At 66.7% G+C, this 16,997-nt stretch carries 16 protein-coding genes and 1 pseudogene; 8 read left to right on the top strand and 9 right to left on the bottom strand.

From position 1 onward, the window contains the following. Window positions 1–103: 103 nt before the first annotated feature. From J7396_RS16020 to sufT, 3 genes are all read right to left on the bottom strand, one after another. Window positions 104–1,837, bottom strand: a complete 1,734-nt coding sequence (locus tag J7396_RS16020; RefSeq protein WP_014089471.1) for a S8 family peptidase — start codon at window positions 1,835–1,837, stop codon at window positions 104–106. A gap of 307 nt (window positions 1,838–2,144) precedes the next feature. Further along, window positions 2,145–3,230 carry a branched-chain amino acid aminotransferase gene (locus tag J7396_RS16015; protein ID WP_184420332.1) on the bottom strand — a complete coding sequence of 362 codons (1,086 nt, stop codon included), beginning with the start codon at window positions 3,228–3,230 and terminating at the stop codon, window positions 2,145–2,147. Window positions 3,231–3,294: 64 nt separating this feature from the next. Continuing rightward, a complete protein-coding gene (sufT, locus tag J7396_RS16010; protein ID WP_003488784.1) occupies window positions 3,295–3,849 on the bottom strand; it encodes a putative Fe-S cluster assembly protein SufT in 555 nt (184 codons plus the stop codon). 186 nt (window positions 3,850–4,035) lie between these two features. Here sufT and J7396_RS16005 point away from each other — a divergent pair, with 186 nt between their 5' ends. Further along, entirely contained in the window at window positions 4,036–4,455 is a 420-nt protein-coding gene (locus J7396_RS16005; RefSeq protein ID WP_014089469.1) for a hypothetical protein, read from the top strand. A 564-nt stretch (window positions 4,456–5,019) separates the two neighbouring features. On the opposite strand, the gene J7396_RS16000 is transcribed toward J7396_RS16005, so the two are convergent. Together J7396_RS16000 and J7396_RS15995 are read right to left on the bottom strand one after the other, a co-directional pair. Further along, window positions 5,020–6,477 (bottom strand): NAD(P)(+) transhydrogenase (Re/Si-specific) subunit beta, encoded by a 1,458-nt coding sequence (locus J7396_RS16000; protein ID WP_046932510.1) that lies wholly within the window; start codon window positions 6,475–6,477, stop codon window positions 5,020–5,022. Next, entirely contained in the window at window positions 6,474–6,779 is a 306-nt protein-coding gene (locus tag J7396_RS15995) for an NAD(P) transhydrogenase subunit alpha (RefSeq protein ID WP_008578134.1), read from the bottom strand. The genes J7396_RS16000 and J7396_RS15995 overlap by 4 nt, the downstream gene beginning before the upstream one ends. Before the next feature lie 123 nt (window positions 6,780–6,902). On the opposite strand from J7396_RS15995, the gene J7396_RS15990 reads away from it, so the two are divergent. The 3 genes from J7396_RS15990 to J7396_RS15980 are packed head-to-tail and all read left to right on the top strand — an operon-like array spanning window position 6,903 to window position 8,310. Beyond that, a complete protein-coding gene (locus tag J7396_RS15990) occupies window positions 6,903–7,466 on the top strand; it encodes an RNA polymerase sigma factor (RefSeq protein WP_209261714.1) in 564 nt (187 codons plus the stop codon). Next, entirely contained in the window at window positions 7,463–7,813 is a 351-nt protein-coding gene (locus J7396_RS15985) for a hypothetical protein (RefSeq protein WP_008578132.1), read from the top strand. The genes J7396_RS15990 and J7396_RS15985 overlap by 4 nt, the downstream gene beginning before the upstream one ends. Window positions 7,814–7,818: 5 nt before the next feature. After that, window positions 7,819–8,310: a DUF3106 domain-containing protein gene (locus J7396_RS15980; RefSeq protein WP_011346513.1), complete on the top strand. Its 492-nt coding sequence runs from the start codon at window positions 7,819–7,821 to the stop codon at window positions 8,308–8,310. A gap of 410 nt (window positions 8,311–8,720) precedes the next feature. On the opposite strand, the gene J7396_RS15975 is transcribed toward J7396_RS15980, so the two are convergent. The 3 genes and pseudogenes from J7396_RS15975 to J7396_RS22610 form a co-directional block, all read right to left on the bottom strand. Continuing rightward, window positions 8,721–9,818 (bottom strand): NAD(P) transhydrogenase subunit alpha, encoded by a 1,098-nt coding sequence (locus tag J7396_RS15975; RefSeq protein WP_209261713.1) that lies wholly within the window; start codon window positions 9,816–9,818, stop codon window positions 8,721–8,723. A gap of 145 nt (window positions 9,819–9,963) precedes the next feature. Next, window positions 9,964–12,321, bottom strand: a complete 2,358-nt coding sequence (locus J7396_RS15970; RefSeq protein ID WP_011346511.1) for a DUF1631 domain-containing protein — start codon at window positions 12,319–12,321, stop codon at window positions 9,964–9,966. A 222-nt stretch (window positions 12,322–12,543) separates the two neighbouring features. Further along, window positions 12,544–12,805: pseudogene (locus tag J7396_RS22610) on the bottom strand (DUF1631 domain-containing protein); the annotation flags it as partial. Between the two features lie 108 nt (window positions 12,806–12,913). Between J7396_RS22610 and J7396_RS15965 the strand changes: the two are divergent. From J7396_RS15965 to J7396_RS15950, 4 genes are read left to right on the top strand one after another with little or no spacing between them, the layout of a single operon-like run. Beyond that, a complete protein-coding gene (locus tag J7396_RS15965) occupies window positions 12,914–13,489 on the top strand; it encodes a nitroreductase (RefSeq protein WP_008578127.1) in 576 nt (191 codons plus the stop codon). Further along, entirely contained in the window at window positions 13,486–14,472 is a 987-nt protein-coding gene (locus J7396_RS15960) for a 5'-3' exonuclease H3TH domain-containing protein (protein WP_209261712.1), read from the top strand. Before J7396_RS15965 ends, J7396_RS15960 begins: the two co-directional genes overlap by 4 nt. Beyond that, window positions 14,469–15,020, top strand: a complete 552-nt coding sequence (locus J7396_RS15955; RefSeq protein WP_029818743.1) for an NUDIX hydrolase — start codon at window positions 14,469–14,471, stop codon at window positions 15,018–15,020. The genes J7396_RS15960 and J7396_RS15955 overlap by 4 nt, the downstream gene beginning before the upstream one ends. Continuing rightward, entirely contained in the window at window positions 15,013–15,801 is a 789-nt protein-coding gene (locus J7396_RS15950) for an N-formylglutamate amidohydrolase (protein ID WP_209261711.1), read from the top strand. The genes J7396_RS15955 and J7396_RS15950 overlap by 8 nt, the downstream gene beginning before the upstream one ends. Before the next feature lie 210 nt (window positions 15,802–16,011). Here J7396_RS15950 and pip read toward each other — a convergent pair whose 3' ends face one another. After that, the gene (gene pip / locus J7396_RS15945; RefSeq protein WP_014089460.1) at window positions 16,012–16,953 is read right to left on the bottom strand and encodes a prolyl aminopeptidase; all 942 of its coding nucleotides are present in this window, start codon (window positions 16,951–16,953) and stop codon (window positions 16,012–16,014) included. Between the last annotated feature and the right edge of the window lie 44 nt (window positions 16,954–16,997).

The raw sequence follows: 16,997 nt of genomic DNA, 5'->3' as shown, positions 1-16,997 counted from the left end.
CTGCCGAAACGGCAGACCTGGGCGAGGTATCGCAGATGGGGTTGAAGCGAGGAAGGCGCGTTCCCTGGCGGTCATGCCAGGGAACGCGTGCAGCGATCCAGCGTCAGTAGCTGGCGGTCAGGGTCACGCCGGAGAACGTGCTGTAAGCCTTGATCCGCACGTAATAGGTTCCCGACGGCGAAGTGATGTTGCAGGTTTCGGCATTGCCATCGAGATACGGACGGCAGGCATAGACGGTGTCGGTGGGCGCGCTACCGGCCCGCACGTACAGGTCTGCATCGCCGCTGCCGCCGCTGGTGGTCACCGTCAGCGTGCCGCTGCCGGCCGGCACCGTGATGGTGTAGTTCAACTCCGCGCCCGTGGCTGCACCCAGGCCGGTCACCGGCGTGCCGTTGGTCAAGGTGTTGCCGGTTCCGCCACCACCACCGCCACTGCTGCCGGCGATGGCCGCCGTCACTGCCGCATCGGCATCGACGATGCCCGCACCGCAACCGCCCGAACAGGCGCCCGGCAAGGCGCGTGCGGTGTTCTTCAGCAGTGTTTCCACTGCGGCAGGCGTCAACGTGGTGGGCGCCACCGACTGCACCAGGGCAACAACGCCGGCCACATGCGGCGCCGCCATCGAGGTGCCGTTGTACGAAGCGTAGCTGGCGTTGCCCGGCGTGGTGGTACCGCTGTTGAGCGTGGACAGGATCCCCGACCCTGGCGCGGAGACGTCGATCCCGCTGCCGTAGTTGGAATAGCTGGCCTTGGCACCGGCCGAGGTCGTGGCCGCCACTGCGATCACGTTGGCGCAGTTGGCCGGCAACGAACCGGACACGTTGGCGGCACTGTTGCCGGCTGCCACCACCACCGTGGTACCGCGCGAGACGGCGCCGTTGATTGCGCTCTGCATCGTGGACGAACAGGTGCCACCGCCGCCCAGCGACATGTTGATGACTTCGGCCGCGTTGGGATTGGCCGGCACACCGCTGACGGTGCCGCCGGAGGCCCAAATGATGGCATCGGCGATGTCCGACAGCGAACCGCCGCAACGGCCCAGCACGCGGACCGGCACCACCTTGGCGTTGAACGCGGTACCGGCCACGCCGGTGGTGTTGTTGGTCACCGCCGCCACCGTGCCGGCGACATGGGTGCCGTGCCAGCTGGAATTGGACGTGGCGCACCCGCTGGTCGAGTTCCAGTCGCCTTCGTCGGCAGGATTGTTGTCGCGCCCATTGCCGTCGCGCGCGGCGGTGGCATCGCTGATGAAGTCATAGCCGGGCAGGATGTTGGCGTCGAGGTCGGGGTGGCTGACGATGCCGGTGTCGATCACCGCAACCACGACGTTGGCACCGGTGGCCTTGTCCCAGGCCGGGCGGATGTTGAGCCCGGCGTTGGTGGTGCCGAAGGCCCATTGCTCGGACAGGCGGCTGTCGTTAGGGGTCAGCGTGGGGTACAGCATCTGGTCCACTTCCACGCTTTGCACGTTGGGGTCGGCGGCCAGCTGGCGCATCAGGGTTTCGGCTTCGGCACGATCCAGCGCGCGGTCGGCCTGAATCAGCTCCGGTCCCACGGCCAGACGACGCACGCTGTTCAAGCCCAGCGGCTTGCCGGCCTTGGCCGGCAACGCACGTGCAGCGGTGCGCAACGAGGTGGTCAACACACTGGGGCTGCTCAGGGCGCTACTGCCGTCCTTGTAGGTCACGATGAACTTCTGGTGGGTCTGCGCGGTGGCCAGGCCACCCAGGTAGACATCGCCGGCAAATGCCGGCGTTGCCAGCAACAGCGAGGTAAGTGCCGAAGCACCCAGGATGCAGAGCGCTCGGTGGCGCGGACGAAACGACGCGTTAGACATCGAATTCCCTTCCAGTCAAGAGAACCGCCGAAGCGGTAGTTCCGAAACCGTCGCGATGGCGACTGGCCCAGTGCCCCGGACCGCCCCTGTTATCGATCCGTTCAGCGAACCTATCCCAAAGAAACCGAACTGGACAATACGGAGTTGGTAATTTTCGAAATCAAAATGTCATTGCGTGACTTCAATCACACTTGACTCATGCTGAATTCGACCGGTTCCCAGGCGAAAAAGGGTCTTTTTGCTGTTGCGCAAACAAAAAGGCCCCCGTGCTGACACACGGAGGCCCTTGTTTGACGAATATGTCTGCTTACGACAAACGCACCAACCACCCGTGGCGGTCCGGCACGCGGCCGTACTGGATATCGGTCAGTTCCTGGCGCAGCGACATGGTCACCTCGCCCGCCGGCGCGGACAGATCGCCCACCGCGAACCCCTCGCCCTTCAGCTCGCCGATGGGGGTCACCACCGCCGCGGTACCGCAGGCAAACACCTCGGTGATCTCGCCCGAGGCCACGCCCTGCTTCCATTCGTCGATGGCGACCTTGCGCTCGATCACCTGCATGCCACGGTCGCGGGCCAGTTGCAGGATGCTGTCGCGGGTGATGCCTTCCAGGATGCTGCCGGACAGTTCCGGGGTCACCAACGTGCCGTCCTTGTAGACCAGGAACACGTTCATGCCACCGAGTTCTTCGACGTACTTGCCTTCCACCGGGTCCAGGAACAACACCTGCGAGCAGCCCTGGGCATAGGCCTTCTGCTGCGGCAACAGCGAGGCGGCGTAGTTGCCGCCGCACTTGGCCGCACCGGTGCCGCCCTTGGCCGCACGTGCGTACTCGGTGGACAACCAGATCGATACCGGTGCCACGCCCTTGGCGAAATACGGGCCGGCCGGGCTGGCGATCACGTAGTACGACGCCTTGTGCGCCGCACGCACGCCCAGGAAGGCCTCATCGGCAATCATGAACGGGCGGAAATACAGGCTGGTCTCCGGCGCCGACGGCACCCAATTGCCGTCCACGGCGACCAGCTGACGCAGCGATTCGACGAACAGGTCCACCGGCAATTCCGGCAGCGCCAGACGGCGCGCCGACCGCTGCAGGCGCTCGCCGTTGGCTTGCGGACGGAAGGTCCAGATCGAGCCGTCGGCGTGCCGGTAGGCCTTGATGCCTTCGAAGATCTCCTGGCCGTAATGCAGCACCGACGCTGCCGGATCCAGCTGCAGCGGGCCGTACGCGCGCACTTGCGCGTCGTGCCAGCCCTGCTCGTTGTTCCAGGAGATGGCGACCATGTGGTCGGTGAAATGCAGCCCGAAACCGGGTGCGGCCAGGATCACGGACAATTCGTCGGCGCTGCGCGGCGACGGAGAACGGGTGGAAGCGAAGGACACGGACACCGGGAGATTCCTGTATGGCGGGCGAAAGGACGCAGCGCCACATCGTGGACATGGCGCGTGACGATCAGAGCATGCCGGTCTCGAGACGGGCCGCTTCGGACATCATATGCCGGCCCCACGGCGGGTCGAACACCAGCTCGACGTCGGCCTCGGCGATGGTCGGGATCATCTCGACCTTGCTGCGCACATCGTCGACCAGGATTTCGCCCATCCCGCAACCGGGCGCGGTCAGGGTCATCTTGACGTCGACCCGGCGCTGGTCGTCTTCCTCGCGATGGCTGACCACCGCCTCGTAGACCAGGCCCAGATCGACGATATTGAAGGGAATTTCCGGGTCGAAACAGGTGCGCAGCTGCTGCCACACCAGCGCTTCCACCTCTTCGTCGCTGGCATTGGCGGGCAGTTCCAGCCCCGGCGGCGGCTCCTTGCCGATCGCATCGCCGTCCTTGCCGGCAATGCGGAACAGATTGCCTTCGACAAAGACGGTATAGCTGCCACCCAGCGCCTGGGTGATATAGCCGTAACTGCCTGCGGGCAGGGTCACCGAATCGCCCTGCGGCACCATGACGGCATCGCAATCGCGTTCGAACTGGACGGGTTCGCTGCTACGGGAATACATGGGCTGGATATGGGGCCGCGCAGGTCGCGCGCAAGTCGGCCATTCTAGCCGACCACGACGCCACCGCCGCCGGCCACCGCGCCAGCCGGGAACGACGCTGCATTCCATCAGCCGCACTGTCGTGGCGTGGCGTGCGTCGCAAACGCCGGCGCGCGCTCTATCATGTGCGCACTGTCAGGAGCTCCAATGCCGCCCACCACCGCATCCGCCAGAACGGCCCACTGGCTCTGGCCCCCGCTCCTGTTGCTGGGATGCGTCACCGCCCTCATCGCCTGGCTGCTCATCGCCCTGGCCCTGGGCAACCAGGCCGGCTGGATGGCCGTGGTCGCAGCACTGGAGATCGTCTGGATGCTGCGCCTGGGCACCCTACATGCAGGCCGCCTGCGCATCGGCGTGGCCATGGTGGCGACGGCGCTGATCATCGCGGGCGCCAACTGGGGCATCGCCTCGGCGCAACTGGGCGGACCGCTGGGCCTGGACCCGTGGACCTCGGCACAGAAGATGGGCACCGGCCTGGCCTGGACGCTGCTGCAACTGGCCAACAACGGCTTCGACTTGCTGTGCTACGCCGCCGCACTGTTGGTGGCGTGGTGGGCGGCGCGTTGAGCCAGGCGCGATTGTTTCAGTAGCCAACGTCGCACGTCGTCGAAGCTGATGCGTCAGCTGCACAGATTCGAGCGCCGGTGCTCGTCAAGCGCCATCGCTCCCATCAGAGATGCATGGGAAGCGCTGCGCGTTTGCCGCAGGATCCGTGCCCGCCCACCATCGCGAGCCACGCTGCAAGTACGTCCTTGTAAGCTCCTTGGCGGCATCCATGCCGCCGGGGGTTCCGCGACGGTGGGCGGGCAAGGACCAGTCACGTTGGTCGGGTGCGTAGCGTTCAAAAGAGCAGCAAGCAAAACTGCCCCGGTGCCTTTGTTCTTGAACAAGGCAATCAGCAAACTGTCTGGCGCGGTGCCCTTGCCGATTGCGGGACCGTTGGCGGCATCGATGCCGCCATCGAGCCTCCAGGCACGGATTGACGGCGTGTCCCGCGAGCGGTGAGGGCGCCGCGCCTTCGACTAACCCTGGCGTTGATCCGCGCGTGTAAGCGTCCCCTGTAACGCAACAGGACACGACCGACCGTGCGTTGCCTCAAGCATCCGAGCGCGCCTGACGACACACCAGCACTCAATGCCCGCCGCCATCCAGCGCTTTCAATTCGCTCACCAGCGCACCAGCGGCTTCTGCTCCATCGCCGTACAACATGCGCGTGTTGTCGGCGTAGAACAGCGCATTCTCGATGCCTGCAAAGCCCGTCCCCTTGCCGCGCTTGATCACCACCGTGTTGCGCGAATTGACCACGTCCAGAATCGGCATGCCGTAGATCGGGCTGGCCGGATCGGTTTTGGCAACCGGGTTGACCACGTCGTTGGCACCGATCACCAGCGACACGTCGGTGCTGGCAAATTCCGGATTGATGTCGTCCATGTCGGCGATCAGATCGTAGGGCACACCGGCCTCGGCCAGCAGCACGTTCATGTGCCCGGGCATGCGCCCGGCGACCGGATGGATCGCAAACTTCACCTTGACCCCGCGCGCCATCAAGCGCTGCGCCAGCTCCCAGATCTTGTGCTGTGCCTGCGCCACTGCCATGCCATAGCCGGGCACGATCACCACCCGCTCGGCAAAGGCCATCATCGCCGCCACATCGCCGGCCTCGATCGGCTTCTGCACACCGCTGATTTCCTGCGCCTGCCCGCCACCGCCGAAGTTGGAAAACAGCACGCCGCCGATCGGCCGATTCATCGCCTTGGCCATCAACCGCGTCAGCAAGATGCCGGCGGCGCCGACCATCATGCCGGCGATGATCAATGCCTCATTGCCGAGCACATAGCCCTCGAACGCCACCGCCAGCCCGGTAAACGCGTTGTAGAGCGAAATCACCACCGGCATGTCGGCACCGCCGATCGGTAGCGTCATCAGCACGCCCAAGGCCAACGCCACCACGAAGAACGCAATGATCGCCAACGGCTGCAGACTGCTCGCCGCCCAGACGGCCAGGGCCAGCACCGCCACGGCCACCACCAGATTGAACACCTGTTGACCGGGGAAGGTCACCCGCCGGTCCAGCCGGCCGTCGAGCTTGGCCCACGCGATGACCGACCCCGACAGCGACACCGCCCCGATCGCCGAACCGATCACCGCCAGCACCACCGTGGTGGTGTCCGGCTGCCGCGCCGCCAGCTGCGCAATCGCCTGCGCGCTCCAGTGCGCCGTGTCGCGATTGGCGAAGAACGAAAACCGCAGCAGCTCCACTGCACCGATCGCCGCCGCCGAGCCGCCGCCCATGCCGTTGTACAGCGCCACCATCTGCGGCATGTCGGTGATGGCGACCTTCCTGGCCGACCCCCACGCCACGCCGGTGCCGATCGCCAATGCCGCCAGGATCAGCGGCACGTTGTGCAGCTCGGGCAGGAAGAACGTGGCCACGGTGGCGATCAACATGCCCAGCCCGGCCCAGCGGATGCCGCTGCGCGCGCTCAATGGAGAGGCCATGCGCTGCAGACCGAGCAGGAACAAGGTCGCTGCCACCAGATAGCTCGACTTCACCAGCCACGACAGCAATTGGGCAATAGACACGTTCATGGCGCATCCCCGCCCGGCGGCTTCTTGCTGGACTTGAACATCTCCAGCATTCGCTCGGTCACCACATAACCGCCCGCTGCGTTGCCCGCGCCCAGCGCCACTGCGACAAATCCCAGCGCTTTTTCCAGTGTGGTGTCGGCATGCCCCAGCACCACCATCGCCCCGATCAACACGATGCCGTGGATGAAGTTGGAACCGGACATCAGCGGCGTATGCAGGATCACCGGCACCCGCGAGATGATCACATGGCCGGCGATGGCCGCCAGCATGAAGATGTACAGCGCTACGAATCCGTCGCTCATCGTCTCTGGCTCCACTGGCCGGTGCGGCCCGCCGATCATACCCACGCCACGCCCGTGCGGGCGCCTGTCAACCGAATCCGCGCTCGCTCGTTGACGTCGTATCGTCTCCGCGGAAGCTACGCTGTGCTGGTGGGAACTCATTTCGATCCGCAAGCTACCGCACCGGCCGCCACCACACCGGTGTCGCTGGATGCATTTCTGGCCGGCATCGGGCCGCGTGCCTTCCGTTTTGCCGAGGCCGGCTTGCGGCACCGCGAAGATGCGCTGGACGCCGTGCAGGACGCCATGGTGAAGCTGCTGGGCTATCGAGAGCGGCCAGCGGAGGAATGGACGCCGCTGTTCTGGAGCATCCTGCGCAGCCGCATCATCGACCTGCAGCGGCGACGCAGCTTTCGCCTGAAGTTCTGGGCACCGGCCGAGCGCGCCGACGACGAAGGTCCGATCGACTGGGCCGACCCCGGCACCGGACCGGTCGACGAACAACAGCATCAACAGGCCTACCAACGGCTGGTCGATGCATTGCGCACACTGCCGGCGCGCCAGCGCGAAGCCTTCACGCTGCGCGTGCTCGAAGACCTGGACGTGGCCACCACTGCCAAGGCGATGGGCTGCTCCGAAGGCTCGGTCAAAACCCACCTGTCGCGCGCGCGCGACGCGTTGCAAAAACAGTTCGAGGATTTCCTGTGAACCGCTCCCACGACCCCGCCCGGCTGGATGCGCAGCTGCGCCAGCTGCACGCCACCGCGCTGACCAGCCTACCGCCGCAAACCCTGGCGCGCCTGCGCCAGGCCCGCCACGCCGCGGCCCCGACGCGCAGCCGACGTGGCTACTGGTTGCTGGCCACCGCGTGCTCGGGCCTGCTGGCGATCGGCATCGGCCTGCAGCTGCATCCGAGCCAAAGCGTCTCCTCTGGCACCGCGCCGACCTCGCCGGTTGCCAGCACCAGCGCCACCACCGAGACAGACGACCTGCTGGCCCAGAACCCGGACCTGTATGTCTGGCTCGGCTCCGACACCGCCCTGGCCATGGAATAAGCACGATGACCCACACCACCCGCCTGCTGTTGACCCTGTTGCTGTGCACCGGGCCATGCGCCTCCACGCTGGCTCAGGACGGCCCACCCGGACCTCCTCCCCCGGGTCCGCCCATGGACGCGCCTGGCCCACGCGGCCAAGGTCCGCGTGACGAGACGCCCATGCCCGAGTGGGACCAACTGACCAAGCAGCAGCGCCAGGTCATGATCGATGCGCTGCGCGAGCGCTGGAACGACGTGCCCGAAGAACGTCCCAGGATGTACCGGCACGCCCGCCGCTGGCTGGACATGACGCCCGAGCAGCGCAAGCAGGCCAAGGCCGGCATGGACCGCTTCCGCAACATGAGTCCGGAGCAACGCCGCGAGGCCAAGGCCTTGTTCGACCGCATGCGCACGCTCAACCCGCAACAGCGCAACGAACTGCAGCAACGCTGGCAGAAGATGAGCCCGGCCGAGCGCAGCGCTTGGTTGCGCGAGCATCCGCCGGTCGAGGACTGACGTTTCCCAGCACTGCGCAGCGGTCGCAGCAGCGGATTGCGTTTGCTCAGGCGCCGCGCAGGGTTGCGATGGGCGCTGGATATGATCCAGCCGTCGCGCTTGGCATCTTGCAGCATGCCAGGGCCAGTCGCGGCAGCGACGCGCACCCTGCGCACCCCGCGCGCGCGGCCGCGTAAGTGTGTGTAGCGCACGCAGCTGCATGACGTCGCGGCAACCAGATGCACGCCAGCACCCGTGCTGGCATCGGTGGCCTCGCTGCGTCGCTGGTTGCAAGGACAACCACGAAATCCCTGACCGCGCCAAATCTCAACCTGCCCGAAAGAGCGCTCTTCAGCGCCGGACCGACGACGGCTCGCGATGCGCAGCGTGCTGCCCTTGCCGCATTGCACGCACCGAACTTTCTGCGACGCCTACGCGGTGGTCGGCGCCGGCGCCGACCACCGCGTCTTCGCCAGCAACTCATCGTCCCAGTCGAGCGTCAACGCACCGTCCTTGATCAACAAGGCGGCGAAGGCGTACACGTTGCGCGCGAACATCTCGCTGGCTTGCACTGCGCCCTGGCTGGCCAGATTGAGCGGGCCAGCGATGACCACGCCGTCGAGGTCATACGTTTCGCCCGGGCGGGTGGCCGCGCAATTGCCGCCGGTTTCCGCCGCCAGATCCACGATCACGCTGCCGGCGCGCATGCCACGCGCCATCTCGGTGGTCACGATCTTCGGCGCCGGCCGGCCCGGAACCGCTGCGGTGCACACCACCACATCCACACCTGTGAGATGTTCGGCCAAACGGCGCTGCTGTTCGGCGCGTTCGTCGTCGCTGAGCTGGCGCGCGTAGCCGCCTTCGCCGGCAGCGCTCACGCCCAGGTCCAGAAATCGCGCACCCAGCGAGGCGATCTGCTCACGCGTTTCCGGCCGCACATCGAAGCCTTCCACCTGCGCGCCCAGCCGTTTGGCCGTTGCGATCGCCTGCAGGCCGGCCACGCCCGCACCGATCACCAACACCTTGCACGGGCGCATGGTGCCGGCCGCAGTGGTCAGCATCGGAAAAAAGCGCGGCGCCAGTTGCGCGGCAATCAGCACCGCCTTGTAGCCGGCCATGCCGGCCTGCGAGCTCAACACATCCATCGATTGCGCGCGCGTGGTGCGCGGCAGGCGCTCCAGTGGAAACGCGATCAATTGCCGCGCGGCAAATGCCTGCGCGCGCGCCGGATCCGTGTCCGGCGCCAGCATGCCGATCACCACCGTGTGCGGTTTGCAGCCAAGCAAGGTCCCGGTAGAGGGCGCCTGCACGCACAGCACCATCTCGGCCTGTGCCACGGCGTCGGCGCCGGCAAGCTGCGCACCGGCCTGCAGATACGCGGCATCGTCCATGCTGCTGGCCAGGCCGGCCCCCGGCTCGATCCACACGCCGGCACCGAGCGCGACCAGTTTCTTGACCGTTTCCGGCGTCGCGGCCACGCGGCGTTCGCCAGCGGCCCGTTCTTTCAGCACCAGCACCTGCACAGCCATGCGTTGCTCCGGTCTTGCGCCCAGTCGCGGCGATGCTAGCAGAGCGCGGCGCCACTGCCGGCGGTACCGGCAACGACGCCAGTGCAGCGCGCGCGTGCCACATGTCTACGGACGCCGCAGCGGCTACCCATGCGCGTGGGACCGCTCAGTGCACCGTGCTGTTGTTCTGCAACGGATCCAGACGATCGATCACACCCTGCATGGCGCTGTCGAAAGCGCCGTCGTTGATGTGCTCGCGCAGGCGGCCCAGGCGCACCATCACCGCCAGTTCTTCCGGCGAGGCGACGCAGAAACGCACGCCACGTCGATTGACGAACAGCAGGCGCTGCGAAATCGGGCTCACCCACGACAGCTTGCCGGCCTGCACCTTGCCGTCCTTGTCGACAAAATCCAGCCACGTGCCGATATCCATCGCGCGGAAACGTTCGGCGTCGGCACTGTCGATGCTCTGCGCGACCGCTTCGGCACCCAGCACCACGCTGACGCTTTCGGCGGCCGGTGGCGGCAGATTGACCTGCGGCAGTTCCGGCAGGGCTTTTTCCAGTTCCGGGCGCGCTTCGGCGATCGCCTGCAGGGTGTCGTGCAAGGCGGTGATCGCCACCACCACCGCATCCCCGTGCAGGCCTACGCTGGCGAACACGCGGTGCAGCGCCGGCTGCCACACCTGCAGCCATGGCTTGCCGACGATATGGCGGCGCGCTTCGGCCAGTTCTTCCAGCACGCCGTCGGCCAGCGCCAGGGCCTCGATGGTGCCGGGACCTTCCTCGCCGTCGCGCAGGATCGCCATGGTCAGGTGATGCAGCCACGGCTGGCGCAGGAAGTCGTCCACCGCCTTGGGCAGGCCCGCGTCTTCGGGGGCACGCTGCTCCAGTTCCGACAGCGCGCGGCTGCGCGCCAGTTCGAGCTTTTCCTGCCCGCGCTGGGTCTCGGTAGCACGACGCTCGGCAATTTCCACCCGGCGCCGGTGCTGCGACAGGAAGTCGCGGAATTCTTCCTCCAGGGTGAGAAAGATCGCCAGGTTCTCGTTGAATTCGGCCACCAGGCGGTCGACGATCTCTTCGACCTTGCCCATCAGCACGCGCTCGGCAGCGCTGTCGCCGTTGTTGCCTTCGCAGGCCTCGGCCAGCGAGTTGAGCAGGCGCCGCGCGGGGTGGGTCTTCTGCACGAACATCTTGCGGTCCAGCAGCGCGACCTTGACGAACGGCACCACCAGGCGGCCGATCATTTCGCGCGAGCGATTTTCCAGATCGCGCTCGTCCAGCATCACATCGAACAGCATGCCGACCAGGTCGATGGCGTCTTCGTCCATCGGGTCGAGCTTTGCAGTGGCCGGGTCCACGCCCAGCCGCGTGGCGCTGGAAAGCACCTCGTTCTTCAATCGCTGCGCAAGCGATTCGGTGTCGTCGCCGATGGCCGCCTGCAGCGTCGCGCTGGGTGTGGCCTGCAACAGCGACAGCACCGACATCATTTCGCGCTGGCTCAACGGGCGTTGCTGCCCCACCGCGACGGTGGCGGCAGAAGCGGCGGTGTCGCGCACGCTGCGGGTCTGTTGCAGCAACTCGTGCAGCGCCTCGAGCAGCATGCCCTGGCTACCGCCGGGATGGTCGGCCTCACCGTCCATGCCGCCAGCCCCGCCACCATCGGCATGCCCGCGCTGCGTCGCAGCCTGCATGCGGCCGCGGCTATGCGCCCAACGGTCAAGGAAACGGTTGGCCCAGGCCGGTGCGTACTGATCACCCTGATCGTCGCCACCTACCTCGGCGTGACCGCCCTGCGCCTCGACCTGGGCGCGCTCTTCCGGCGTTTCGCCACGCGGCTGCATGCGCGGCGGCGCGCGCTTGGCCTGTGAAATTTCCGGCATCACCCCGGCCTTGGCCAGGGTTTCGTCCAGGCGTGCGTACAACTTGCCGATCGGCTCGGCCAGATCGCGCTCGCACAGCTTGATCAGCACCAGTCGCACTTCCGGCGCCAGATCGCAGGTGGCGAAGGCTTCGTGGATCGCCACACCCAGATGTTCGGGGCCAATCGGGTTGGTGTCGGCCATCAGCTCCAGCCCGCCGGCGATCCAGCCCAGGCGGCGGTCCACCCGTGCCAGCACCTGTTTGAAATCGCGCAACAGCACCGTGGCCAGATTGCGCACAGCCAGCCGCGATTCGAGCACGTGCTCGGGCACCAGGCTCAGCGGGCCGCTGCCCATGTCGCCGGCCAGCACCACTTCGGCCGACAACGGCGTGCCGAGCACCAACGCCTGCCAGCCGTCTTCCAGCTGCTGGCGGAACTGGCGGGCGACCTCTTCGCGCTTGCGGCGCAATTCGCGCATGCCATCGAGAAACAGCAACTGCGACGCGCCAGCGGATTCGGCACGGTCGAACAGCACATCGTCGAAATGCGCAACTGCAGCAGCAAAAACCTGCGCGAGCGCCGGCACGAACACGTCGTGGGCCTGCTCGAGCAAGCGTTGGTCACGGCCCGGGTGTCCCGACGGACTGGGCTGAAAAGTCATGCGCAAAGGCTCCCCGCCTCTGCAGGCGTGAAAATTTTCGAACGAGAAAAAACAGACGCGGCCCCAAATTCCGCCCGTGCATGGTAGGCGGTTCGCGCATCCGTTAAGTGTGACATGTTACTCACTTTACTCGTGACCGCCCAGGGTTTGCGTGTCAAGCGGCCATCCTAGCTCGCCACGTCGCGGTGGAGCTTGCCGGCAGTCATTCTGCGCCTGCGGGTGTTAAGCCTTCAGCTTCGCGGGCGCTTCCGGACCATCAGCCACGCCTTGCATCGCGCCGCAGCGGCAGCGGCAGCGGCAGCGGCATCGCAGTGCAGGCGCAGGCCGTCCAGCAACGCCGTCATCGCCAGCTCCTCCGGTGAAGCGAGGCACAGCTGCCACCACGCCGGTTGGCGAACATCAGGCGCCCGGAGATCGGGCTGATCCACGACAGCGTGCCTACTTGTCCGAGAACGTCGCGGCCAATGAAATCCAGGTGGGTGCCATTACATGAGGTCGATCGCGGCGGCCACGGCCCCCACCGGCCATGCTGCGGCGAGCGTTGGGAAGCGGCCGTCTATAATTCAATGCCTCGTTGCCCCGACCCGGATTTATGCACGCACCGTATTCGCTCCAGGCGCTGGACGCGCGCCGTTCGGTTCCCTCCAAACAACTCGGCGCGCCCGGGCCGGATGAAGACACCTTGCTGCGCATGCTCACCTCGGCGGTGCGCGTGCCCGACCACGGCAAGCTGGTGCCGTTCCGTTTTCTGCGCATCAGCGGCGCCGCGCGCGCTGCGCTGGGGGATTTCCTCGCCGAGCGCACCCTGGCCGCCGACCCGCTGGCATCGCCGGCCACCCTTGCCAAGGAACGTGGACGCTTCAGCGACGCACCGGTGGTGATCGTGGTGATCGCCTCGCTGCGCCCCGAGCACAAGGTGCCCGTGCAGGAGCAACTGCTCACCGCCGGCTGCGTCTGTTTCGCGCTGCTGCAGGCCGCGCAGGCGCACGGCTTCGGCGCGCAGTGGTTGAGCGCGTGGATGGCCTACGACCCGGCGGTGACGGGCTACCTGGGCCTGGAAGACAACGAACGCATCGCCGGCTTCATCCACATCGGCACGCCGCGCATGCAGGTGCCCGAACGCGAGCGCCCGGACCCGCGTGCCTTGCTGCGCGACTGGACCCCGTGACCGCACCGACCGACCCGCTCGACGCTGCGCCGCTGGCCATCCGGCGCCCGACCCCGCTGTATCTGGTGGATGCCAGCCTGTACGTGTTCCGCGCCTGGCATTCCATCCCGGACGAATTTCAGGATGCGCAGGGCTGGCCGACCAATGCGGTGCACGGGTTTGCGCGGTTTCTGCTGGACCTGCTCGAACGCGAGGATCCGCAGCACATCACCATTGCCTTTGACGAAGCCCTGGACAGCTGCTTCCGGCATGCGATCTATCCGGCCTACAAAGGCAACCGCACGCCTGCGCCGGATGCGTTGCGCCGCCAGTTCGCGCATTGCAAGGCGCTGTGCGCAGCGCTCGGGCTGAGCGTGCTGGCCCACCGCGATTACGAGGCCGACGACCTGATCGGCAGCGCGCTGCACAGCGCGCGGGCGCACGGCTTGCGCGGAGTGATCGTGTCGGCCGACAAGGACCTGTCGCAGTTATTGCTCGAGCATGACGAGCAATGGGACTACGCGCGCAACCAGCGCTGGGGCATCGACGGGGTGAAGGCGCGCCATGGCGTGCATGCGCACCAGATCGCCGACTACCTGGCGTTATGCGGCGATGCCATCGACAACATCCCCGGCGTGACCGGCATCGGCGCCAAATCGGCGGCGGTGCTGCTGGCGCACTTCGGCAGCCTGGATGCGCTGTTGGAACGCATCGACGAGATTCCCTTCCTGCGCCTGCGCGGCGCGGCGCAAATGGCGGTGCGGCTGCGCGAACAGCGCGAACACGCATTGCTGTGGCGTCAGCTCACCACCATCGCGCTCGACGCGCCGCTGGCGCTGACCGAAACCGGCTTCACGCGTGCCCACGCCGATGCGGACATGCTCACAGGGTTGTGCGAGAGCCTGCGCTTCGGCCCGCTCACCCGGCGCCGTCTGTTGGCCGCCAGCACCGGCGCCGCCGCACCGTTTCCTCCCGTTTCCCTGGCACAAGGTCCCCGCCCATGAACCGACACGACACCCCGCCCACCGTGGTTTACGAAGGCAAGTACCAGCGCATGGTCGTGCGTGGCACTTGGGAGTATTCCGAACGAGTGCATGCCGGCGGCCTGGCCGCGATCATCGTGGCGGTGACGCCGGACGATGCGATGTTGTTCGTCGAACAGTTCCGCGTGCCGCTGCAGGCGCGCACCATCGAAATGCCGGCCGGGCTGGTAGGCGATGTGCATGCCGATGAGTCGATCGAACTGTCGGCCATTCGCGAACTGGAAGAAGAAACCGGCTGGACCGCCGAGCATGCCGAAGTGTTGATGATCGGCCCCACTTCGGCCGGCGCCAGCAGCGAGAAGATCGCCTTCGTGCGCGCCACCGGTCTGCGCAAGGTCGGCGACGGCGGCGGCGATGCTAGCGAAGACATCACCGTGCACGAAATTCCACGCGCGCAGGTCGGCGCCTGGCTGGTGCAGAAGATGGCCGAGGGCTATCAGATGGACCCCAAGCTGTGGGCCGGCCTGTATCTGGCCGATCACGCATTGGACGGCACCCCGCGTGGCTGACGCAGCCATCGAACCCTTGCTCGGCGCCGACGATCCGGCGCCGTTCACCGTGCACAACGCGCAGGCCGCATCGCCGTGGGTGTTGATCGCCGACCACGCCGGCCAGCGCGTGCCGGCGCGGCTGGCCGACCTGGGCCTGCCGCAGGCTGAGCTGGATCGCCATATCGGCTGGGATATCGGCATTGCGCAGGTCACGCAGCGGCTGGCCGAGGCGCTGGATGCGTTGGCCATCGCGCAGACGTATTCGCGCCTGGTGATCGACTGCAACCGCCCGCACGACGCACCCAGCCTGATGCCGGCGGTCAGCGACGGCACCTTGGTTCCGGGCAACCAGCACCTGACCGACAGCGACCGGCAGCAGCGCATCGCTGCGATCTTCGCGCCGTATCACGCACGCATCGCCGCCGAACTGGATGCGCGTGCACAGCGCAGTCAGCCGACAATATTGGTGTCGATGCACAGCTTCACCCCGGTCATGGCCGGCAACGCGCGGCCCTGGCATGCCGGCGTGCTCTACCACCGCGATACGCGGCTGGCGCATCGCCTGTTGCAGGCGCTGCGTGCCGAACCCGACCTGGTGGTGGGCGACAACCAGCCGTATGCGGTCAGCGATGCCACCGATTACGCCATCCCGGTGTATGGCGAGGGCCGCGGCCTGCTGCATGTGGAACTGGAAATCCGCCAGGACCTGATTGCCGACGCGGCCGGGCAACAGGCCTGGGCAGCGCGCCTGGCGCGCATCCTGCCGCCGCTGGCAGATGATGCCTTGCTGGCGCCTTGAGCAGCAGCGTTTGGCGCCTGCATGCCGGCACGTTGAATATCTGCAATCTGTAGGAGCGCGCTTGCGCGCGATGGAGCGTTACCGGTAACGCCGCAGTGTGCGCACGCGCGCTCCTACACGTCATGCGTATGTCATCGCCCCTCAGCGCGTGCCGCGGAGTGATCATGCACATCGACCAAAGCGAACTCTGATCGATGTGCATGCATTCGCTCACGCAAACCCGTCGGTGGCACGCACCAAGGCATCGACGTTTTCCGGCTCGAACGCCGAATGCCCGGAAGCCGGGCTGATCTGCAACTGCGCCTTCGGCCACACCTTGTGCAGGTCCCACGCGCTTTGCAGCGGGCAGACCACATCGTAGCGGCCGTGCACGATCACGCCGGGAATGTCGGCAATGCGATGCGCGTCGCGCAGCAACTGGTCTTCGACCTCGAAAAAACCGCCGTTGACGAAGTAATGGTTTTCGATGCGTGCGAAGGCCAGGGCAAAGTGCGCGTCTTCGTGCCCGGTGACGAAGTCCTCGTCCACATGCAGGAAGCTGGTGGCGCCTTCCCACACGCTCCAGGCCTTGGCCGCGGCCAGGCGCGTGGCCTCGTCATCGCTGGTGAGGCGGCGATGGAAGGCAGCGATCAGGTCGCCGCGCTCGTCCTGCGCAATCGCGTTGATGTAGTGCTCCCAGGCATCCGGGAACAGCCGGCTGGCGCCTTCCTGGTAGAACCATTCCAGCTCGAAGCGGCGCAGCAGAAAGATGCCGCGCAGCACCAGCTCGGTGACCTGCTGCGGGTGGGTCTGCGCATAGGCCAGCGCCAGCGTGGAGCCCCAGCTGCCCCCGAACACCTGCCAGCGGTCGATGCCCAGATGCGTGCGCAGCCGTTCGATATCGGCCACCAGATCCCAGGTGGTGTTGTCCACCAGATCGGCATGCGGCGTGGACCGGCCGGAACCGCGCTGATCGAACAACACGATGCGGTACTTGGCCGGGTCGTGGAAGCGCCGCATCTTGTCGTTGCATCCGCCGCCAGGGCCGCCATGCAACATCACCACCGGCTTGCCCTGCGGATTGCCGCACTGCTCGAAATACAGCGTGTGGCGGTCGTCGACCTTCAGGCTGCCCTGCTGGTAGGGCGTGATCTCGGGATAGAGCGTGCGCATGCGTCGGTCCTGCGGGAAACCGCTAGTGTATCGGCTGCTGCGGG

The organism is Xanthomonas sp. A1809 (assembly GCF_017746015.1).
Taxonomy (GTDB): Bacteria; Pseudomonadota; Gammaproteobacteria; order Xanthomonadales; family Xanthomonadaceae; genus Xanthomonas; species Xanthomonas euvesicatoria.
This window is presented reverse-complemented; position numbering and strand designations above follow the sequence as displayed.